The organism is Streptomyces coeruleoprunus (assembly GCF_039542925.1).
Taxonomy (GTDB): Bacteria; Actinomycetota; Actinomycetes; order Streptomycetales; family Streptomycetaceae; genus Streptomyces; species Streptomyces coeruleoprunus.
The window spans coordinates 6,551,785-6,571,362 of the sequence record NZ_BAABIT010000001.1 but is presented as its reverse complement, the minus strand read 5'-3'; the positions used below and the strand labels follow the sequence as shown (position 1 = coordinate 6,571,362).

Below are 19,578 nucleotides of genomic sequence, written 5' to 3'. Positions count from 1 at the left end.
GGGTTCAGCAGACCGGCAGGCCCGGTACCGGGGCGTCGTTGTCGCCGCCCTTGATGTAGACGTCGCTGACCCACACGTTGACGTTGCCGCTGTCGTCGTCGGTCTTCGCCCACCAGACGTTGGTCCACTCGCCGTACGTCTCGCGGCGGCCCAGGTTGGCCTGGCAGTAGAAGTAGTTGGTGCCGGCGTTGAGGACGCCTGCCTCGCCGCCGCTGTTCCAGTACGACTTGGCCGTGCGCCAGACGGTGCAGTTGTATTTGCCGCCGCCGATCGCGTAGCACGAGGGCTGCTGGGAGCCGCCTCCGCCGGTGGTCGACGTGGAGCCACCGCCCGACGTGGTGGAGCCGCCGGTGGTGCCTCCGCCCGTGGTCGTACCGCCCGAACCGCCCCCGGTCGTGCCGCCCGTGGTCCCGCCGGTGGTGCCGCCCGTACCGCCACCCGTGGCCGTGCCGGGCGCGGTGGCGCTCTTCGACGGTGTCGCGGAGCCGCTCCTGGACGCCGACGGCGACGGCCTGGTGCTCGGGGACGTGCTCGGCGACGCCGACTCGGACGGTCCGGCGCCGGGCGCCAGCGGCATCCCGTCGTCCGACGAGGGGCCGCCGTTCCCCTGACCACCGGTCAGGGCCAGACCGCCGCCGCCGGTCGTCGTCGAGTCCCGCTCCATGAGGGCGTACGTCACGCCTCCGCCCGCGAGCAGCACGGCGGCGACCGCCACGGCCGCGACCAGCCCGCGGTTGCGGCCCTTGCGCCGGTCGGGCGCGGGCACGGCCGCTACCGGGCCGCCCGCCTGGGACACCGCGACGGCGGGCGTACCGCCGACCGGGGTGACCGGAGCGGGCCCCGGCGCGGGCGCGCCACCCGCCGGAGCGTGCCCCGGCACCGGCTGCCCCGCAGGGCCGGGCCCGAACCCGTCGGCCGAGGCGCCCGCCGGCCCGAAGCCTTCCGGTGCGCCCGCCGGCCCGAAGCCGGCCGCGGCGGCACCGGGCCCGAAGCCCTCCGCCGTTCCGAAGCCCGCCGGCCCGGCCGCCGCGGGGGCCGCGGGGCCGAAGCCCTCCGGTACCCGGCTGCGCTCGGTCGGCACGTACGGGGTGGACGCCCCCGCCCCCGGTCCGCCGTCGGCGACCTCGGCGAGCAGCCGGGCCGCGCTGGCGGCGTCCGGGCGCCGGGCCGGGTCCTTGTCCATCAGCTGCTGGAGGACGAGGGCGAGCGGTCCCGCGTTGCGCGGCTCGGGCAGCGGCTCGGCGACGATCGCGGTGAGCGTCGACCACGTCGACGTACGGCGGAACGGCGAGGTGCCCTCGACCGCGGCGTACAGCGTGGCGCCCAGCGCCCACACGTCGGAGGCGGGGCCGGGCTCCTGGCCCTGGGCGCGCTCGGGCGCCAGGTAGTCCAGCGAGCCGACCAGCTCGCCGCTGCGGGTGAGGTGGGTGGTGGAGCCGTCGCCGGGGTCGTCCATGGCGGCGATGCCGAAGTCGGTGAGGACGACGCGTCCGGCGCGGTCGAGGAGGATGTTGCCGGGCTTGACGTCGCGGTGCAGGACACCGACGGCGTGGGCGGCGCCGAGGGATTCGAGGACCTTGGCGCCGATGGCGGCGGCCTCGCGCGGGTCCATGACGCCGCGCTCGGCGAGCACGTCGGCGAGCGAGGGCCCGTCGATCAGCTCCATGACGATGACGGGCCGGCCCTCGTGGTCGGCGATGTCGTGGACGGAGATGACCCCGGGGTGGCGGACGCGGGCGGCCGCGCGGGCCTCGCGCTGCATCCGGACCCTCAGCTCGGCCAGTTCGGGCCCGGAGGAGTCGGTGTAGGTCCGGAGTTCCTTGACGGCCACCTCGCGGCCGAGCACCTCGTCGACGGCCTGCCAGACGACGCCCATGCCGCCGCGGCCGAGTTGCCGGACCGGCCGGTACCGTCCGGCGATCAGTTCGTGTTCCCCCGAAGACACCACTGCCCCGTTCCTCCGCGGGCCCCGCGTGGGCCCGGCGTCGCCGAAATTGACGCGTACAGAGTACGGGGCGGTGGTGACGGTCCCGGCACGTGCCCGCTACGGGACCGTCACCGGGCCGTCACTGGGCGGTGGCGGTCAGATCGCCGCGCCGCGGGGCGGCGAAGCGGTCGAGGTCGGCGCGGGCGAGGCCGGTGAGGCGGGCCACCTCGTCGGTGTCGAGGGCGCCGCAGTCGATGCCGCGCAGCAGGTAGGAGCTGAGGGCCTTGGCGGTGGCGGGCTCGTCCATGACGTCGCCGCCCGCGTGGTTGGCGTAGGCGGAGAGGCGGGCGGCGGCCTGCTCGTAGCCCTCGCGGTAGAAGGCGAAGACGGCGGCGTACCGGGTGGGCAGGTGGCCGGGGTGCATGTCCCAGCCCTGGTAGTAGGCGCGGGCGAGGGCGCGGCGGGTGAGGCCGTAGTGGAGCCGCCAGGCGTCGTGGACCTTGGCGGTGGAGCCGACGGGCAGGACGTTGGTGGAGCCGTCGGAGACGCGTACGCCGGTGCCGGCGGCGGCGACCTGCATGATCGCCTTGGCGTGGTCGGCCGCGGGGTGGTCGCTGGCCTGGTAGGCGGCGGAGACGCCGAGGCAGGCGCTGTAGTCGAAGGTGCCGTAGTGGAGTCCGGTGGCGCGGCCCTCGGCGGCGTCGATCATGCGGGCGACGGTGGCCGTGCCGTCGGCGGCGAGGATGGCCTGGCTCGTCTCGATCTGGATCTCGAAGCCGATGCGGCCGGGCTCCAGGCCGCGGGCCTTCTCGAACTCCTCCAGCAGCCGCACCATGGCGGTGACCTGCTGGGGATAGGTGACCTTGGGGAGGGTGAGGACGAGGCCGCCGGGCAGGCCGCCCGCCTCCATGAGGCCGGTGAGGAAGATGTCGAGGGTGCGGATGCCGCGGTCGCGTACGGCGGCCTCCATGCACTTCATGCGGATGCCCATGTACGGGGCGGCCGTGCCGTTCTCGTAGGCCTCGGCGACGAGGCGGGCGGCCCGGGCGGCGTGCCGGTCCTCGTCGGCGTCCGTGCGGCCGCCGTAGCCGTCCTCGAAGTCGATGCGCAGGTCCTCGACGGGCTCGCGCTCCAGCTTGGCCCGTACGCGGGCGTACACGGGCCCGGCCAGTTCGTCGGAGAGGCCGAGGACGGCGGCGAGGGACGCGGCGTCCGGGGCGTGCTCGTCGAGCGCGGCGAGGGCCTGGTCGCCCCAGGACCGGATGGTGTCGGCGGCGAAGACGTCGCCCGGTACGTAGACGGTGTGGACGGGCTGGCGGGTGCCGGGGTCTCCGGGGTAGCGGCGGGCGAGTTCGGCGTCCACCGAGGCGAGGGAGGCGCTGATGCCCTCGCTGACCGCGCCGGCGAGGCTCGTCGCCACCTGCTCCTGCTGACCCATTCCCGCACCCTCCACACGCTCACTGTTTCCGCTTCACGGAATCGACAATCCGCATGGCGAAGTTATCCGGCACGGCTGACGCACGTCAATGGTGTCCCAGTCGGCGGAGGTAGGCGTGGAGCGCCGCGGAGGCGCCGAGCCGGCGCAGACTGCGCCGGCGGAGGTCCCGGGCGCGGCCCGCCAGCTCGTCCAGGACGCGGTCGGGGCTGCCCGTCGCCCGCAGCTCGGCGAGGACGGCCTCGATGGTCGCCAGGGGGTGGTGGCCGCGCCGCAGCAGCGCGACCACCTGCGCGACGTGCAGCTCGGCGCGGCTGTAGAGCCGGTATCCCGTGGACGGTTCGCGGTCCGGCCGCAGCAGCCCGCGGGCCTCCCAGAGCCGGAGCACCGGCGGCTCCACGCCCACGGCGCGGGCCACCTGGCCGATGCGCAGCGTGCGCGGCGCGCCGGGCGGCAGGGGCACCCGGCCGGCGAGGACGGTGCCGAGGGCCTCGCGTACGGCGACGAGTTCGCCGCGCTCCCGGTCGAGCCGGCCGTGGCTGGCGTCCAGGGCGGCCAGCGCGGTCTCCAGGTCGCCCGCGTGGACGGCGGCCATGACGGTGCGGGCGGTGGCCCAGTCGTGCCCGGCGGCGAGCTCGCGGGCGACGGCCAGCGCGTCGGCGTGGGCGCGGGTGTAGACGCGGTGGCCGCTCGGGGTGCGGTCGACGGGAGGGAGGATCCCCGTCTCGGCGTAGGTGCGGACCTGCTGCACGGAGATCCCGGCCGCCCGCGCGAGGTCGGCGGCCCGGAGCCGGTCACCCACGGCGTCTCCTCACCGGCCTCACCACCAGTTAAGACTTTTCCGGCATTTCACCGAGCCCACCAGCGGTGACGGCCACAAAGTCCCTCATCGCACTTCAATGAAACACTTGATACCAGGTCCGGCGCCGGGACCGAACAGATCCGTTGTCCCGAGGGGAGAAGCAGTGAAGTTCGTGCTCGAGGTCACCGTCGACGACGGGCAGCCGGCGAAGGACAGGGCGAGCGAGCTGGGCCGCATCCTGCGGTACTGGGGCGGGAACCTCCACCATTACGCCCTGGAGCCCGGCGACGGGTCGGCCGTGTACGACTCGGCGTACCGCGAGGTGGGCGGCTGGCGGATCGTCGCGACCGACGGAACCGCCTGAGAAGAAGGCGGGACGCGAAAGGCCCGGGGCCGCGCGGTGGTCGTCCACCACGCGGCCCCGGGCCGTACGCGTCCGTGCGCGAGTCCGATCAGCCCTTGCGGGACTTGATCTCCTCGGTCAGCTGCGGGACGACCTCGAAGAGGTCGCCGACCACGCCGTAGTCGACCAGGTCGAAGATCGGGGCCTCGGCGTCCTTGTTGATGGCCACGATGGTCTTCGAGGTCTGCATGCCGGCGCGGTGCTGGATCGCACCGGAGATGCCGGTGGCGATGTACAGCTGCGGCGAGACCGACTTGCCGGTCTGGCCGACCTGGCTGGTGTGCGGGTACCAGCCGGCGTCGACGGCGGCGCGCGAAGCGCCGACGGCCGCGCCGAGCGAGTCGGCCAGCGCCTCGATGAGCGCGAAGTTCTCGGCGCCGTTGACGCCACGGCCGCCGGAGACCACGATCGCGGCCTCGGTCAGCTCGGGGCGGCCGGTCGACTCACGCGGGGTGCGGGAGACGACCTTGGTGCCGGTGGCCTTGTCGGAGAAGGTGACGGCCAGGGCCTCGACGGCGCCGGCGGCCGGGGCGGCCTCGACGGCGGCCGAGTTCGGCTTGACCGTGATGACCGGGGTGCCCTTGGACACGCGGGACTTGGTGGTGAAGGAGGCGGCGAACACGGACTGCGTCGCGACCGGGCCCTCGTCACCGGCCTCCAGGTCCACGGCGTCGGTGATGATGCCGGAGCCGATGCGGACGGCGAGGCGGGCGGCGATCTCCTTGCCCTCGGCGGAGGACGGGACCAGCACGGCGGCCGGGGAGACGGCCTCGTACGCGGCCTGCAGCGCGTCGACCTTCGGGACGACCAGGTAGTCGGCGAACTCCGGCGCGTCGGCCGTGAGGACGCGGGTCGCGCCGTGCTCGGCGAGCGTGGCGGCGGTGTCGGCGGCGCCGTTGCCGAGGGCGACGGCGACGGGCTCGCCGATACGGCGGGCCAGCGTCAGCAGCTCCAGGGTGGGCTTGCGGACGGCACCGTCCACGTGGTCGACGTAGACGAGAACTTCAGCCATGGGATTGCTCTCCTGCGAATGCGAAGAATCAGGGGCGGTGTGCGGGGCTCTGCGCGAGCCTCAGATGAACTTCTGGCTCGCGAGGAACTCGGCCAGCTGCTTGCCGCCCTCGCCCTCGTCCTTGACGATCGTGCCGGCCGTACGGGCCGGGCGCTCCGCGGCGGAGTCGACCTTCGTCCAGGAGCCCTCGAGGCCGACCTCGTCGGCGTCGATGTCCAGGTCGTCCAGGTCCAGGGACTCCACCGGCTTCTTCTTGGCGGCCATGATGCCCTTGAAGGACGGGTAGCGGGCCTCGCCCGACTGGTCCGTCACGGACACGACGGCCGGGAGGGACGCCTCCAGCTGCTCGGACGCGGCGTCGCCGTCGCGGCGGCCCTTGACCACGCCGTCCTCGACGGAGACCTCGGAGAGCAGGGTGACCTGCGGGACGCCCAGGCGCTCGGCGAGGACCGCCGGCAGGACGCCCATGGTGCCGTCGGTGGACGCCATGCCGCAGATGACCAGGTCGTAGCCGGTCTTCTCGATGGCCTTGGCCAGCACCAGGGAGGTGCCCATGACGTCGCTGCCGTGGAGGTCGTCGTCCTCGACGTGGACGGCCTTGTCGGCGCCCATGGACAGCGCCTTGCGCAGGGCGTCCTTGGCGTCCTCGGGGCCGACCGTGAGCACGGTGATCTCCGCGTCGTCGGCGTCCTCGGCGATCTGCAGCGCCTGCTCGACCGCGTACTCGTCCAGCTCCGACAGCAGGCCGTCGACGTCGTCGCGGTCGACGGTCAGGTCATCGGCGAAGTGCCGGTCGCCGGTGGCGTCGGGCACGTACTTCACACAGACAACGATCCTCAAGCTCACGCCGGCTCTCCTACTGCATCGTCATTACTGGGCTGCCTTGTTGCACGCAGCATAGGCGCCTGATGGGGCGGTTTCCGCTCGGGGCGGCGGGCGCCCCTCAACGAAATATTACTCGTCAGTACACCGGGTGCATTCCCGCTGAGCAAGCGCTTTGCACTGTGACCTTGCCAACGCTGAGTAACCGGGATCTCTCAGTCCCGCAGAGCGTGGAAACGGCCGTGGTGGTACAGCAGCGGGCGGCCCGGGCGCGCCGCCGGATCACCCGCGACGACCTCGGCCACGACGACCCGGTGGTCCCCCGCCGGCACCCGCGCCACGACCCGGCACACCAGCCAGGCGAGCGCCCCGTCCAGGACCGGCACGCCCTCGGGGCCGGGGTACCACCGGGTGGGGGCGGCGAACCGGTCGGCGCCGCTGCGGGCGAAGGTGGCGGCCAGCTCCTCCTGGTCGTCGGCCAGTACGTGGACGCCGACGTACGCGGCCCCGGAGACGACGGGCCAGCTGGAGGAGGAGGTGCCGATACCGAACGAGACGAGCGGCGGTTCGGCCGAGACGGAGGTGAGCGACGTGGCGGTGAAGCCGACGGGCCGGCCGCCGTGGGCGGACCCTCCCTGCGCCGTGATCACGGCGACACCGGCGGCGTGCCGCCGGAAGGCGGAGCGCAGCAGCTCCGGCCCGGCGACGCCGAGGGCGGGTGCGGGGGTGTCGAGGTCGGGGGTGACCGTCATGGAGTTGTCCTTCTGCGAGGGGCGCGTGTCAGTGGTCCGTGGCTGCTCGTGCACCCGGACAGAGCGCGCTCGCGCTGCGGGCGAGGTCGACGTGGACGCGCCCGAAGAGAAGGAGTTCGTACGGCACGGTCGTCAGCCTGACGACGGGCGGCGGGGCGCGTCAAGGCCGCACCGGCAGATGGGACACGCATCACGGCCGGTCAGAAGGGTGACGGTCGCTCATCCGGCGCGTCCGGGAGTCGTCGGCCGCGCCGGGCGTCGGCCGGCCTGGCCGGGAGTCGTCGGCCCGACCGGGAGTTCTCGGGCGCGGCCGGGAGTCTTTTGGGGCGCCCGGGCGTTCATAGGGCGTGGCCGAGCGCGGCGATGACGTCGACCGTGCGGGGCTGCCCGGTCGCGCGGCGTACGACGCGGCCCGTGGCGTCGAGGACGAGGACGGTGGGTGTGGCGGTGATGCGCAGGTCCCGGACGAGGGCGAGGTGGTCCTCGGCGTCGATCTCGACGTGGGCGACGCCGTCGACCATGGCCGCGACCTCGGCGAGGACGCGGCGGGTGGCGCGGCAGGGCTGGCAGAAGGCGGTGGAGAACTGCACGAGCGTGGCCCGCTCGCCCAGTTCCGCGCCGAGTCGGTCCGGCCCGAGGACCGGTCCGTGGCCGTGTACGTCGTCCCGCACCTTCCGTGCCTCCCTTGTTCCGTGTCCCGACGTGACGAGTATCTCGCTCTCCGAAGCCCCCAGGACTGGCCTGTGCGCGGCACATGGGGCAGCATCAGCCACGGGCCGCATACCTACGGCTGCGTAACTTCCGCCGGGAGAACCTCCCCAGGCTTGAGAAATGAAGGGTGTTCTCCTGATGGCAGAACTCGTCTATCGGCCGGTCATCGGCGCCGCGCTCACCATGTTCAAGGCGCTCGACCTCAAGATCGACACTCAGGGTTCGGAGAACATTCCGCGTACCGGCGGAGCGGTGCTCGTCAGCAACCACATCAGCTACCTGGACTTCATCTTCTCGGGGCTCGCGGCGCTGCCGCAGAAGCGCCTGGTGCGGTTCATGGCGAAGGACTCGGTGTTCCGCCACAAGGTCTCCGGGCCGCTGATGCGGGGCATGAAGCACATCCCGGTGGACCGGTCGCAGGGCGAGGCGGCGTACCGGCACGCCCTGGAGTCGCTGCGGTCCGGGGAGATCGTCGGGGTGTTCCCGGAGGCGACCATCTCGCAGTCGTTCACGCTGAAGGGCTTCAAGTCGGGTGCGGCGCGGCTGGCGCAGGAGGCGGGCGTCCCGCTGATCCCGATGGCGCTGTGGGGCACGCAGCGGCTGTGGACGAAGGGCCGCCCGCGGAACCTCAAGCGCAGCCACATCCCGGTGACCATCCGGGTCGGTGAGCCGGTGGAGGCGCCGACGGACCAGTACGCGGGCGCCATCACGCGCCGCCTGCGGGAGCGGGTCCAGGAGCTCCTGGAGGCCGCCCAGCGCGCCTACCCGGTCCGCCCCAAGGACGCGACGGACACCTGGTGGATCCCGGCCCACCTGGGCGGCACGGCCCCGAGCCCGGCGGAGCTCCGCGAGGCGCACTGAACGTCGCGGGGCGCCCGGCTCCCACGGGCCCCGCGGACGCGCGTCACACCGCGCGGTGCACCGTGACGCGGGCGCCCGGGCTCAGCTTCTCCAGGGTTTCGGCCAGTTCGGTGCCCGCTGCCTCCAGGGCCGGGCGGGACATGGGCGGCAGGCTCTCCAGGAGGAACAGGGCCGTCACGGACGACTCCGTGAGCCGCGTGCGCGTGCCTTGGCGCCAGTTCCAGCGGCGGCAGGTGACGCCCTCGTCGTCGCGCCAGACGACCTCGCCCGGCTCCGGGTGCTCGATGACGTCCGCACCGCCCGCCACCGTGGCGAACGGCTCGTCGCCCGTCGCGCGCACGAGGCGCATCCCGCCGCGGATCCGGTCGGCGTCCTCGCCGCCGACGGGGATCAGGTGGGCGACGCTGACCGCGTTGTAGGCGTCGACGAGCCGGTTGATGCGGGGCAGCCCGCCGTCCGCGAGGGCCCGCTTGGCCAGTGCCTCGGCGGAGTTGCGGGTACGGGACGGCTTGGCGCCGAACGCGGTGTACGCGGCGCGCCAGGCGGCCATGTGCGGGTCCTCGTGCGGGGCGCGGCCACCGAGGCGCTCGGCGAGGCGGCGGGCCGCGTCCTCCAGGAGCGCCGAACTGGCCGCGTCGCTGGGGCCGTTGACGAGGCCGTGGGCCTCGACGGCGAGGTGCGTGAAGCCGGGGACGAGGGTGCGTACCTCGTCGTGGACGGTGAGGGTCGGGTTCATGGTCCGCCGTTCAGAGTTCCGCGGGCAGGATCTTCCACAGGTGTGCCCGGTCGGTGGCGGCCCGCAGGGCCTTCAGCACGACCGGATGAGGTGCAGCGTACAGGACCGGATAGTCCAGTTCATTGCACTCGGGTCGCACGGGGAAGGCCAGCCGCTCCTCGTCGAGGGAGAACTGCGCGTCCACGCCCGGCTTGTTGCCGCGCGGATCCTGGCGGGCCCACTTCTCCCGCCCCGGGAGCCTGACGGCGATGAGGCCGTGGACCTCCTCGAACCGCTGGTAGCACAGCGCGGTGGGGATCGACCGGGCGCGCAGCAGGGCGGTGAGCGCGTGCGCCTTGGCGTAGCAGATGCCGGTGCGCTGCTCCAGCACGTCGGAGGCGCGCCAGGTGACCCGAGGGTCGTCGGCGTCAGCGGAGTGCGGGATGGCGTCGCGGACGAACTCGAAGGCGGCCTTTGCGTATGAGTATGCGTCCGGATGGTCGGATGCCAGTCCGTCCGCGATCTGCCTCACCCGCGGATGGTGATGGTCGATGACTTCGTCGGCGGCGAGATACGCGGAGAGCTCGGGCACTTCCTGGATCAGTTCCATGCCCGTGGACCCTATGCACGCAGCCGACCGGTCGTCAATTGATTTCCGGTCGGCTGCATAGTCATGCGTTACGGGGGTGCGTCAGCGGGCCATCTCTTCCTTCAGCGCGAGCACGAAGGCGTCGACGTCCTCCTCCGTCGTGTCGAAGGAGCACATCCAGCGCACGTCGCCGGCCGCCTCGTCCCAGAAGTAGAACCGGAACCGCTTCTGCAGCCGCAGGCTGACCTCGTGGGGCAGCCGCGCGAACACGGCGTTGGCCTGCACCGGGTAGAGGATCTCCACGCCGTGGACCGCCCGTACGCCCTCGGCGAGGCGCTGGGCCATGGCGTTGGCGTGCCGGGCGTTGCGCAGCCAGAGGTCCTTCGCCAGCAGCGCCTCGAACTGCACGGAAACGAAGCGCATCTTGGAGGCGAGCTGCATGGACATCTTGCGCAGGTGCCGCAGGTGCCGGCCGACCTCCGGGTTGAGGACGACGACCGACTCGCCGAAGAGCAGACCGTTCTTCGTGCCGCCGAGCGACAGGATGTCCACGCCGACCGCGTTGGTGAACGCCCGCATCGGCACGTTCAGCGAGGCGGCCGCGTTGGCCAGCCGGGCGCCGTCGAGGTGCACCTTCATCCCGAGCCCGTGGGCGTGCTCGACGATGGCGCGGATCTCGTCCGGCGTGTAGACCGTGCCGAGCTCGGTGTTCTGGGCTATGGACACCACCTGCGGCATGGCCCGGTGCTCGTCCTCCCAGCCGAAGGCCTGCCGGTCGATCAGCTCGGGCGTGAGCTTGCCGTCCGGCGTGGGTACCGTGAGCAGCTTGAGCCCGGCCATGCGCTCGGGCGCACCGCCCTCGTCCACGTTGATGTGCGCGGTCTCGGCGCAGATCACCGCGCCCCAGCGGTCGGTGAGGGCCTGGAGGGCGGTGACGTTGGCGCCGGTGCCGTTGAACACCGGGAACGCCTCGGCGGTGGGGCCGAAGTGGCTGTGCATCACCCGCTGGAGGTGGTCGGTGTACTCGTCCTCGCCGTAGGCGACCTGGTGGCCGCCGTTGGCGAGGGCGAGCGCCGCGAGGATCTCGGGGTGGGCGCCGGCGTAGTTGTCGCTGGCGAAGCCCCGTACCGACGGGTCGTGGTGACGACGCGCGTCGGTACGGGCGGGGGGCGCCGGGGTCACGGCTTGGGGGTCAGCCACAGACGCTGTCCATTCACTTCCTGGGCGGGCCGGTCCCAGACGCCGGCGATCGCGTCGGCCAAGTCCTTGACGTCCGTGAAGCCCGCGAACTTCGCATTCGGGCGCTCGGCGCGCATCGCGTCGTGCACCAGTGCCTTGATCACCAGGATCGCAGCCGCGGACGTCGGGCCCTCCTCGCCCCCCGCCTTGCGGAAGGAGTCGGCGAGCGCGAGGGTCCAGGCCTCGGCGGCCGCCTTGGCGGCGGCGTAGGCGGCGTTGCCCTCGGTGGGCTTGGCCGCGCCGGACTGGCTGACGAGCACGTAACGGCCGCGGTCGCTGCGCTTGAGGGCCTCGTGGAAGGCGAGGGAGGTGTGCTGGACGGTACGGATGAGCAGCTTCTCCAGCAGCTCCCAGTCGGCCGGGTCGCTCTCGCCGAAGGTGGCGCTGCCACGCCAGCCGCCGACGAGGTGGACGAGGCCGTCGACCCGGCCGAACTCCTTCTCGGTCTTGCGGGCCCACTCGCGGGTCGCGTCGAGGTCCAGAAGGTCGACCGTGTCGCCGGTGACCGTGGCGCCGCCGTGCGCGTAGCGGGCGGCGTCGACCGCCTCGGCGAGCCGTTCGGCGCTGGCGTCGGCGGCGACGACGGTCGCACCGGCCTCGGCGAGCCGCATGAGGGCGGCGCGGCCCGCCGGGCCCGCCGCTCCGGCCACCGCGATGACGGCGCCGTCGAGGGCCCCGGCGTTCCCGATCCCACTGCTGCTCATGCTGGTCGTCTCCTCCGTACCGTCCGTTGCGGTGCTCACGCGGCGGCCTTCTCCATGTCGGCTGCGGTGATGCCCTTGGTGGAGGCAATCACGGACTTCAGCTTCTTGGCGAGCGCCTCGAAGAACATGCTCAGCGGAAACTCGTCCGGGAGCACGTCGTCGACGAGCTTGCGCGGCGGCTGCGAGACGTCGAGGGCGTCGGGGCCCTTGGCCCAGCGGGAGCCGGGGTGCGGGGCGAGGTAGGTGGAGACCAGGTCGTACGCCGCGAACCAGTGGACGAGCTTGGGGCGGTCGATGCCGTCCCGGTACAGCTTCTCGATCTCGGCGCAGAGCTGGTTGGTGACCTCGGGGGCGCGCCTCCAGTCGATGTGGAGCGTGTTGTCCGTCCAGCGGATCACGTCGTGCTTGTGCAGGTACGCGAAGAGCAGCTGGCCGCCCAGGCCGTCGTAGTTGCGCACGCGGTCGCCGGTGAGGGGGAAGCGGAACATCCGGTCGAACAGCACGGCGTACTGGACGTCGCGGCCGTGCGGGTTGCCCTCCGCCTCCAGCTTCACGGCCTCCTTGAAGGCGGTGAGGTCGCAGCGCAGCTCCTCCAGGCCGTACATCCAGAACGGCTGGCGCTGCTTGATCATGAAGGGGTCGAACGGCAGGTCGCCGTGGCTGTGGGCCCGGTCGTGGATCATGTCCCAGAGGACGAAGGCCTGCTGGCAGCGGGTCTGGTCGCCGAGCATCTCCTTGATGTCCTCGGGCAGTTCGACGCCCAGGACGTCGACGGCTGCCTCGGTGACGCGGCGGAAGCGGGCGGCCTCGCGGTCGCAGAAGATGCCGCCCCAGGTGAAGCGCTCGGGGGCCTCGCGGACGGCGACGGTCTCGGGGAAGAGGACCGCCGAGTTGGTGTCGTAGCCCGAGGTGAAGTCCTCGAAGGTGATGCCGCAGAAGAGCGGGTTGTCGTAGCGCGTGGCCTCCAGCTCGGAGAGCCAGTCGGGCCAGACCATCCGCAGGACGACGGCCTCGATGTTGCGGTCCGGGTTGCCGTTCTGCGTGTACATCGGGAACACGACGAGGTGCTGGAGGCCGTCGACCCGGTCGGCCGCCGGGTGGAACAGCATCAGCGAGTCGAGGAAGTCCGGCACGGCGTACCCGGACGCGCCCCACTTGCGCAGGTCGGCGACGACCGCGCGGTGGTAGTCGGCGTCGTGCGGGACCAGCGGGGACAGCTGCTCGATCGCGGTGACGAGGCGGTCGAGGACGGCGTCGACGGCCGCCCGGTCCGGGGCCTCGTCGGCGTCGAAGCCGATGGAGCCGTCCGCGGACTGCCAGACGCGGATCTCCTCCACGGCATTCTTGAGCGCGGGCCACGCAGGGTGGTCCACCACCCTGGTCTCGGTGGAAACGCCCCCACCGGCTACGTCCTGCACAAGAATTTCCGTCATCTCACTTCCTCCACGGGAGAACCTCGCGTCAAGGCACCGTATCCATCAGCGGTTCTGCGCCACAAGAGGGCCTCGAAGAAATTATCCTGCCGACCCCCCATGATCGCCGCAGTTTTTCCTGTCCGCACCGGACAAGGCGCACACTTCGGCCTTGCGGAGGGGTCGGCTCACCGGCCCGTGCACGAAGGGTTCCTTTGTGCAGCCGGACGGTTACGCTGCGGATGTGCCGCTGCGGGACGCCGGGACGCGCCCCGCGCGGGATCCGCCGTCGACGGAAGCGAGAAGACCTTGAGTTTCCTCACCATCGGTCATCGCGGAGTGATGGGCGTCGAGCCCGAGAACACCCTGCGCTCCTTCGTCCGGGCCGAGCAGTCGGGCATGGACGCCATCGAGCTGGATCTGCACCTGAGCAAGGACGGCGCACTCGTCGTCATGCACGACGCCGAGGTCGACCGGACCACCGACGGGACCGGGCCGATCGCCGACAAGACCCTCGCCGAGCTGCGTGAGCTGGACGCGGGTCTCGGCGAGCGGATCCCCGTCTTCGAGGAGGTGCTGGACGCCGTACGGGCCCCGCTCCAGGCCGAGATCAAGGACGTGGCCGCCGCCCGCGCGCTCGCCGAGGTGATGCACCGGCGCGACGTGGTCGGCCGGGTGGAGGTGTCGTCGTTCCACGACGAGGCGGTCGCCGAGATCGCCCGGCTCGTGCCCGGGGTGCGGACCGTGCTGATCGCCGACCACTGGGGCCCGGACATCGTGGAGCGCGCGCTCGCCGTGGGTGCCGACGCGCTCGCGCTGAACATCCGACGGCTGACCCTCCAGACCGCGGAGCGGACCCGGGCGGCGGGCCTGCGGCTGATCGCCTGGGTCGTCAACACCCCGCAGCACCTGCGCCTCGTGCGCGCCCTGGAACTGGACGGCGCGACGACCGACTACCCGGACATCCGCCGCACGGGCCGCTTCACCGCCTGACCGATCCGCCGTACGGACCGCTGCACGGCCCGACCGATCCGCCTGACCGATCCGCCGTACGAGTGGGCGCCCCCGGGCGCCCACTCGCCTGTCCGGGCAAGGGGCCGGGGGCCCAGGTGTAAGCCATGTACCTCAGGGAACCCGCGTGGCTGGATTTTGCCGTATTCGGCGTGAATCCTGGACGGACAGGGACGGACTGGGCTAACTGGGACGGTCACATATGAGCAGCGGCTTCCTCGGGCCGGAGGGCTTCGGCCCCGACGACCCGTTCAGCGAGTTTCTGGCTCGCCTCTTCGGCGGCACCGCCGCCTCCCCCGCGGCCCGCCGCGGCACGCGGTACAGCGACATCGCCCGCATGATGAGCGAACCCGCCCGCCGGATGGTCGACGACGCCGCCTCCTACGCCGCCGAGCACGGCAGCGCCGACCTGGAGACCGAGCACCTGCTGCGCGCCGCCCTGGACACCGAGCCGACCCGCGACCTGGTCGTGCGGGCCGGGGCGGACCCGGACGCGCTGGCCGCCGAGATCGACCGCACCGCCGGCGAGGGCCCACCGCAGTCGCGCATCGCCGTCACCCCGGCCGTCAAGCGGGCCCTGCTGGACGCGCACGACCTGGCACGGCACATCGGCGCCTCCTACATCGGCCCCGAGCACGTCCTCGCGGCGCTCGCCGCCAACCCCGACTCGGCCGCGGGCCGCATCCTGCGCGCCGCGCGCTTCGACCCCGGCTCCGTGCCCGGGTCCCCGCCGGGGCCCACGCCGCAGCGCGGCGGCCCCCCGGCCGGCGGCTGGGACAGCGGCGCCGTGGACCACCGGCCGGCCCCGCAGCGCGGCACCCCGACGCTCGACAAGTACGGGCGGGACCTGACCGACCTGGCCCGCGCCGGGCGCATCGACCCGGTCATCGGCCGCGAGGAGGAGATCGAGCAGACCGTCGAGGTGCTGTCCCGGCGCGGCAAGAACAACCCCGTCCTGATCGGCGACGCCGGTGTCGGCAAGACCGCCATCGTGGAGGGCCTGGCCCAGCGCATCGTCGACGGCGACGTGCCCGACACGCTCCTCGGCCGCCGGGTCGTCGCGCTGGACATGACCGGCGTGGTCGCCGGCACCCGCTACCGCGGCGACTTCGAGGAACGCATGAACGCGATCATCGAAGAGGTGCGCGGCCACTCCGAGGAGCTGGTCCTGTTCATCGACGAACTGCACACGGTGGTCGGCGCCGGAGGCGGCGGAGGCGGCTCGGAGGGCGGCTCCATGGACGCCGGCAACATCCTCAAGCCCGCGCTGGCCCGCGGCGAGATGCACGTCATCGGTGCGACGACCCTGGAGGAGTACCGCCGCTACATCGAGAAGGACGCGGCCCTGGCCCGCCGCTTCCAGCCGATCCTCGTGCCCGAGCCGGGCCCGGACGACGCGGTGGAGATCCTGCGCGGCCTGCGCGACCGCTACGAGGCCCACCACCAGGTCCGCTACACGGACGACGCGCTGATCGCCGCGGTCGAGCTGTCCGACCGGTACATCACCGAGCGGTTCCTGCCCGACAAGGCCATCGACCTGATCGACCAGGCCGGTGCCCGGGTGCGGCTGCGGGCCCACAGCCAGCCCACCGACGTGCGCGTCCTGGAGCGGCAGGTGGAGCAGCTGACCCGGGACAAGGACCAGGCCGTCGCCGCGGAGCAGTACGAGCGCGCCACCGAGCTCCGCGACCGCGTCCAGGAGCTGCAGGGTCGCATCAAGGCCAGCCGCGGCGAGCCGCAGACCGGCGACGGCCAGGTCATCGAGGTGACCGCCGAGGACGTCGCCGAGGTCGTCAGCCGCCGCACCGGCATCCCCGTCAGCCGGCTCACCCAGGAGGAGAAGGACCGGCTCCTCGGCCTGGAGCAGCACCTGCGCGAGCGGGTGATCGGCCAGGACGAGGCCGTCGCGGCCGTCGCCGAGGCGGTGCTGCGCTCCCGGGCGGGGCTCGCCGATCCGAGCCGGCCCATCGGCAGCTTCCTGTTCCTCGGCCCCACCGGCGTCGGCAAGACCGAGCTGGCCCGCGCGCTCGCGGACGCGCTGTTCGGCAGCGAGGAGCGCATGGTCCGGCTCGACATGAGCGAGTTCCAGGAGCGGCACACGGTCAGCCGGCTGGTCGGCGCCCCGCCCGGGTACGTGGGCCACGAGGAGGCCGGGCAGCTGACGGAGGCGGTGCGCCGCCACCCGTACTCGCTGCTGCTGCTCGACGAGGTGGAGAAGGCCCACCCCGACGTCTTCAACATCCTGCTCCAGGTGCTGGACGACGGGCGGCTCACCGACTCGCAGGGCCGCACGGTCGACTTCAAGAACACCGTCATCGTGATGACCAGCAACCTCGGCTCGGAGGCCATCGGCACGGGCAAGGGCGTGCTGGGCTTCGGCACGGCCGACGCCGGGGCCGGCGAGGACGCGGCGCGCGACCGGCTGCTGCGCCCGCTGCGTGAGCACTTCCGCCCCGAGTTCCTCAACCGCATCGACGAGATCGTCATCTTCCACCGGCTGGCCGAGGACCAGCTGCGGAAGATCACGGATCTGCTGCTGGAGGACACCCGCCGCCGCATGCGGGCCCAGGGCGTCGGCGTGGAGTTCGCGCCGGAGGCCGTCGACTGGCTGGCCCGCCGCGGCTACCAGCCGGAGTACGGCGCCCGGCCGCTGCGCCGCACGATCCAGCGGGAGGTCGACAACGAGCTGTCCCGGCTGCTGCTCGACGGGCGCCTGTCGCAGGGCGGCCGCGTCCGCGTGGAGGTGACGGACGGGAAGCTCGACTTCCGTACCGACACCCCTGCGGGCGAGCCGCCGCCGGTCAGTCCGTGAGGTCCTTGACCAGCAGCTCGAACGCCAGGTCGGCGCGCTGCGGCACGCCGAAGCGCTCGTCGCCGTACGGGAAGGGCGTGGTCTTCCCCGTACGGCGGTAGCCGCGCCGCTCGTACCAGGCGATCAGCTCCTCGCGGACCGAGATCACCGTCATGTGCATCTCGCGCACGCCCCACTCGGCGCGCGCCTGACGCTCGGCCTCCGCGATGACCCGCCGTCCCAGGCCGCCGCCCTGGAGGCCGGGGCGGACGGCGAACATGCCGAAGTAGGCGGCCTCGCCGCGGTGTTCGAGCTGGCAGCAGGCGACGATCCCGCCGTCCCGCTCCACCACGAGCAGCCGCGAGCCGGGCGTGGTGATGACCTGCCGGACACCGTCCGGGTCGGTGCGCTGTCCCTCGAGGATGTCGGCCTCGGTGGTCCAGCCGGCCCGGCTGGAGTCGCCCCGGTAGGCGGACTCGACGAGCGCGACGAGTGCGGGCACGTCGGCCTCGACGGCGTCGCGGTAGGTGAGCGTGGTCTCCGCGGCGACCTGGGGCGGTGCGGTGTCCATGGTGGGCGTCTCCCCTCGCTGGTGGTCCTGGCCGTCGAGCCTAACGCGCCCCTTCGTACGCCCTTGCGCTCGCGTGTGCCCCGACGTGCGCGGGCATCGTCCCTGGGGCCGGTTCCACGTCTCGCCGAGGGGGAGGTGCGCCGTGCGGGGACCCGTGACGTCCGGCTGGCTGCTGGTGGCGCTGTGCGCGGTGACGGCGGCGTACTGCCTGGTGCGGATGCGGCGCTGTACGGGTGCGGAGCGCCAGGAGGCCGGGGGTGAGGCCGTGATGGGCCTCGGCATGGCGGTGATGGGCGTGCCGGCGACGGTGCTGTCGCCGCCGGACGGGCTGTGGGCCGCGTACGCCGTGGTGTTCGGGGCGGCGGGGGCGCGGGCGCTGTGGGGGCTGTCGGGGTTCCGGGCGGCGCGTTGCGCCGGGCGGGGCACGCACCACGGTCACCATCTGGTCGGGTCGCTGGCCATGGTTTACATGGCGGTTCCGATGGCCGGGGCGGCGGGAACGGGGCACGCCGGGCACTCCGGTGGCGGGCTGCCGCTGGTGACGGGCGCGCTGCTCGTCTACTACGGCGTGCACGTGCTGCGTGCGGGGGCCCGGCTGGTGCCGGTGGCCGCCGTGGCGCCGGCCTCGGGGACGGTGGCGGTGACGGGTCCCGACAGGGGGGACGGGCGGGAACTGGTCGCCGCGTGCCGGCTGGTCATGGCGGTCGCCATGCTCGCGATGCTGCTCACGATGTGACGGTCCCCGCCGTGAGGGTGGCGTAAGAACGCCGCTCCAAACCGTGTCGTGCGTCACTTCCTTGTCGCGGCCCGCCGTTGAGCGGGCCGCCGCTCATAGGCTGACGGCATGTGGGTCTCCCTCGCGCTGCTCGCACTCGGCGTGCTCGCCGCCGTGGTGGCCCCGCGTCTGCTGGCGCGGGCCGACTGGGTGGAGCGCGAACCCATAGTGGCGCTGTGGGTGTGGCAGTGCGTGGTGGCGGCGGTGCTGCTCAGTTTCGCCCTGTCGATGACGTTCAGCGCGGCGGCGGCCTGGCAGGCCGTACGGGGCCATGTGTTCGCCCCGGCGCCGCGCGCGGTGGTGGAGGCGTACGCGCTCGGGGCGCTCGGCCCCTGGTCCGCCGTGCTGGCCGTCCTGCTGGCGTGCGGCGGGGTGTGGACCGGGGCGATGCTCACCCAGGAGGTGCGCCGGGCGCGGGCGCGCCGCAGGCGGCAGCGTGCCGAACTCCTGGTGCGGGCCCCGCTGTTGCCGGGCGAGGAGCCCGGGGCGGGGCCGCTGGTGCTGTTGGAGGGCGACAGTCCGGGCGCCTGGTGGCTGCCGGGCACCGCGCCCCGACTGGTCATCACCACCGCCGCGTTGCGCCGTCTGAAGGGCCGCCAGATCGATGCTGTGCTGGCCCATGAGCAGGGGCACGCGCGGGCGCGCCACGACTGGCTGCTGCACTGCGCCTCGGCGCTGGCCACGGGCTTCCCGCGCATCCCGGTGTTCGCGGCGTTCCGCGACGAGATGCACCGGCTGGTCGAGCTGGCCGCGGACGACTCGGCGTCCAAGCGGTACGGGCGGCTGACGATCGCGCTGGCGCTCGTGGGGCTGAACGAGGACCGCGGGGTGTTCGGGCCCTGCCCGGCGCCCGGCGCCGAGGTGCCCCGGCGCGTCAACCGTCTGCTGACGGCGGAGCCGAGGCTGACGCCGGTCCACCGGCTCCGGCTGACGGCGGCGGCAGCGCTGGTTCCGGCCGTCCCTCTGCTGGTGGCGCTGGCACCGGCGCTGAACGCGCTGGGTTAGGGCGTATCCGGCCCTCGTCCTCGAGCGCCGGACGGGCTGAA

Annotated in this window: 20 protein-coding genes; 6 read left to right on the top strand and 14 right to left on the bottom strand. The window is 73.1% G+C overall.

The features are described 5' to 3' along the window. Positions 1-4 precede the first annotated feature (4 nt). The 3 genes from ABEB09_RS29535 to ABEB09_RS29525 all read right to left on the bottom strand — a co-directional run bounded on the left by ABEB09_RS29535 (position 5) and on the right by ABEB09_RS29525 (position 4,164). Positions 5-1,945: a serine/threonine-protein kinase gene (locus ABEB09_RS29535; protein WP_345692962.1), complete on the bottom strand. Its 1,941-nt coding sequence runs from the start codon at positions 1,943-1,945 to the stop codon at positions 5-7. A 121-nt stretch (positions 1,946-2,066) separates the two neighbouring features. Next, complete coding sequence (locus ABEB09_RS29530; RefSeq protein WP_345692961.1) at positions 2,067-3,365, bottom strand: DUF6986 family protein; 1,299 nt, start codon at positions 3,363-3,365, stop codon at positions 2,067-2,069. Between the two features lie 85 nt (positions 3,366-3,450). Then, the gene (locus ABEB09_RS29525; protein WP_345692960.1) at positions 3,451-4,164 is read right to left on the bottom strand and encodes a MerR family transcriptional regulator; all 714 of its coding nucleotides are present in this window, start codon (positions 4,162-4,164) and stop codon (positions 3,451-3,453) included. 163 nt (positions 4,165-4,327) lie between these two features. Here ABEB09_RS29525 and ABEB09_RS29520 point away from each other — a divergent pair, with 163 nt between their 5' ends. Then, positions 4,328-4,528 carry a hypothetical protein gene (locus ABEB09_RS29520; protein WP_345692959.1) on the top strand — a complete coding sequence of 67 codons (201 nt, stop codon included), beginning with the start codon at positions 4,328-4,330 and terminating at the stop codon, positions 4,526-4,528. 88 nt (positions 4,529-4,616) lie between these two features. On the opposite strand, the gene ABEB09_RS29515 is transcribed toward ABEB09_RS29520, so the two are convergent. From ABEB09_RS29515 to ABEB09_RS29495, 5 genes are all read right to left on the bottom strand, one after another. Next, on the bottom strand, positions 4,617-5,579 hold the full coding sequence (locus ABEB09_RS29515) for an electron transfer flavoprotein subunit alpha/FixB family protein (protein ID WP_345692958.1): 963 nt from the start codon (positions 5,577-5,579) through the stop codon (positions 4,617-4,619). Positions 5,580-5,639: 60 nt separating this feature from the next. Continuing rightward, positions 5,640-6,425: an electron transfer flavoprotein subunit beta/FixA family protein gene (locus tag ABEB09_RS29510; RefSeq protein ID WP_345692957.1), complete on the bottom strand. Its 786-nt coding sequence runs from the start codon at positions 6,423-6,425 to the stop codon at positions 5,640-5,642. 191 nt (positions 6,426-6,616) lie between these two features. Further along, positions 6,617-7,153, bottom strand: a complete 537-nt coding sequence (locus tag ABEB09_RS29505) for a flavin reductase family protein (RefSeq protein WP_345692956.1) — start codon at positions 7,151-7,153, stop codon at positions 6,617-6,619. A gap of 28 nt (positions 7,154-7,181) precedes the next feature. Next, complete coding sequence (locus ABEB09_RS29500) at positions 7,182-7,280, bottom strand: putative leader peptide (RefSeq protein ID WP_345692955.1); 99 nt, start codon at positions 7,278-7,280, stop codon at positions 7,182-7,184. A 211-nt stretch (positions 7,281-7,491) separates the two neighbouring features. Further along, complete coding sequence (locus tag ABEB09_RS29495; RefSeq protein ID WP_345692954.1) at positions 7,492-7,824, bottom strand: TlpA family protein disulfide reductase; 333 nt, start codon at positions 7,822-7,824, stop codon at positions 7,492-7,494. A 178-nt stretch (positions 7,825-8,002) separates the two neighbouring features. Between ABEB09_RS29495 and ABEB09_RS29490 the strand changes: the two genes are divergently transcribed. Then, on the top strand, positions 8,003-8,725 hold the full coding sequence (locus ABEB09_RS29490) for a lysophospholipid acyltransferase family protein (RefSeq protein ID WP_345694128.1): 723 nt from the start codon (positions 8,003-8,005) through the stop codon (positions 8,723-8,725). Positions 8,726-8,768: 43 nt separating this feature from the next. Here the strand turns inward: ABEB09_RS29490 and ABEB09_RS29485 are convergent, their stop codons facing one another. From ABEB09_RS29485 to ABEB09_RS29465, 5 genes are all read right to left on the bottom strand, one after another. Beyond that, positions 8,769-9,461, bottom strand: coding sequence for a B3/B4 domain-containing protein (locus tag ABEB09_RS29485; RefSeq protein WP_345692953.1), 693 nt, complete (start codon positions 9,459-9,461; stop codon positions 8,769-8,771). A gap of 10 nt (positions 9,462-9,471) precedes the next feature. Then, entirely contained in the window at positions 9,472-10,050 is a 579-nt protein-coding gene (locus ABEB09_RS29480; protein WP_345692952.1) for a transglutaminase-like domain-containing protein, read from the bottom strand. Between the two features lie 81 nt (positions 10,051-10,131). After that, positions 10,132-11,211 (bottom strand): threonine aldolase family protein, encoded by a 1,080-nt coding sequence (locus tag ABEB09_RS29475; protein ID WP_345694127.1) that lies wholly within the window; start codon positions 11,209-11,211, stop codon positions 10,132-10,134. Then, positions 11,208-11,972 carry an SDR family NAD(P)-dependent oxidoreductase gene (locus ABEB09_RS29470; RefSeq protein WP_345694126.1) on the bottom strand — a complete coding sequence of 255 codons (765 nt, stop codon included), beginning with the start codon at positions 11,970-11,972 and terminating at the stop codon, positions 11,208-11,210. Before ABEB09_RS29470 ends, ABEB09_RS29475 begins: the two co-directional genes overlap by 4 nt. Positions 11,973-12,007: 35 nt before the next feature. After that, a complete protein-coding gene (locus ABEB09_RS29465; RefSeq protein WP_345692951.1) occupies positions 12,008-13,405 on the bottom strand; it encodes a DUF6421 family protein in 1,398 nt (465 codons plus the stop codon). Between the two features lie 288 nt (positions 13,406-13,693). On the opposite strand from ABEB09_RS29465, the gene ABEB09_RS29460 reads away from it, so the two are divergent. Then, positions 13,694-14,377, top strand: coding sequence for a glycerophosphodiester phosphodiesterase (locus ABEB09_RS29460; RefSeq protein WP_345692950.1), 684 nt, complete (start codon positions 13,694-13,696; stop codon positions 14,375-14,377). 220 nt (positions 14,378-14,597) lie between these two features. After that, complete coding sequence (locus ABEB09_RS29455; protein WP_345692949.1) at positions 14,598-17,207, top strand: ATP-dependent Clp protease ATP-binding subunit; 2,610 nt, start codon at positions 14,598-14,600, stop codon at positions 17,205-17,207. Here the strand turns inward: ABEB09_RS29455 and ABEB09_RS29450 are convergent. Then, positions 17,197-17,757: a GNAT family N-acetyltransferase gene (locus tag ABEB09_RS29450; RefSeq protein WP_345692948.1), complete on the bottom strand. Its 561-nt coding sequence runs from the start codon at positions 17,755-17,757 to the stop codon at positions 17,197-17,199. The two genes, ABEB09_RS29455 and ABEB09_RS29450, sit on opposite strands and share 11 nt — an antisense overlap. 142 nt (positions 17,758-17,899) lie before the next feature. Between ABEB09_RS29450 and ABEB09_RS29445 the strand changes: the two genes are divergently transcribed. Continuing rightward, on the top strand, positions 17,900-18,493 hold the full coding sequence (locus ABEB09_RS29445; protein WP_345692947.1) for a DUF5134 domain-containing protein: 594 nt from the start codon (positions 17,900-17,902) through the stop codon (positions 18,491-18,493). Between the two features lie 108 nt (positions 18,494-18,601). Next, complete coding sequence (locus tag ABEB09_RS29440; RefSeq protein ID WP_345692946.1) at positions 18,602-19,537, top strand: M56 family metallopeptidase; 936 nt, start codon at positions 18,602-18,604, stop codon at positions 19,535-19,537. The last annotated feature ends 41 nt before the right edge of the window (positions 19,538-19,578 follow it).

Coding starts and splice junctions, on each gene's coding strand:
- ABEB09_RS29455 (WP_345692949.1), top strand. CDS start 14,598: ATGAGCAGCGGCTTCCTCGGGCCGGAGGGCTTCGGCCCCGACGACCCG.
- ABEB09_RS29485 (WP_345692953.1), bottom strand. CDS start 9,461: ATGAACCCGACCCTCACCGTCCACGACGAGGTACGCACCCTCGTCCCC.
- ABEB09_RS29530 (WP_345692961.1), bottom strand. CDS start 3,365: ATGGGTCAGCAGGAGCAGGTGGCGACGAGCCTCGCCGGCGCGGTCAGC.
- ABEB09_RS29480 (WP_345692952.1), bottom strand. CDS start 10,050: ATGGAACTGATCCAGGAAGTGCCCGAGCTCTCCGCGTATCTCGCCGCC.
- ABEB09_RS29490 (WP_345694128.1), top strand. CDS start 8,003: ATGGCAGAACTCGTCTATCGGCCGGTCATCGGCGCCGCGCTCACCATG.
- ABEB09_RS29470 (WP_345694126.1), bottom strand. CDS start 11,972: ATGAGCAGCAGTGGGATCGGGAACGCCGGGGCCCTCGACGGCGCCGTC.
- ABEB09_RS29505 (WP_345692956.1), bottom strand. CDS start 7,153: ATGACGGTCACCCCCGACCTCGACACCCCCGCACCCGCCCTCGGCGTC.
- ABEB09_RS29440 (WP_345692946.1), top strand. CDS start 18,602: ATGTGGGTCTCCCTCGCGCTGCTCGCACTCGGCGTGCTCGCCGCCGTG.
- ABEB09_RS29465 (WP_345692951.1), bottom strand. CDS start 13,405: ATGACGGAAATTCTTGTGCAGGACGTAGCCGGTGGGGGCGTTTCCACC.
- ABEB09_RS29450 (WP_345692948.1), bottom strand. CDS start 17,757: ATGGACACCGCACCGCCCCAGGTCGCCGCGGAGACCACGCTCACCTAC.
- ABEB09_RS29515 (WP_345692958.1), bottom strand. CDS start 5,579: ATGGCTGAAGTTCTCGTCTACGTCGACCACGTGGACGGTGCCGTCCGC.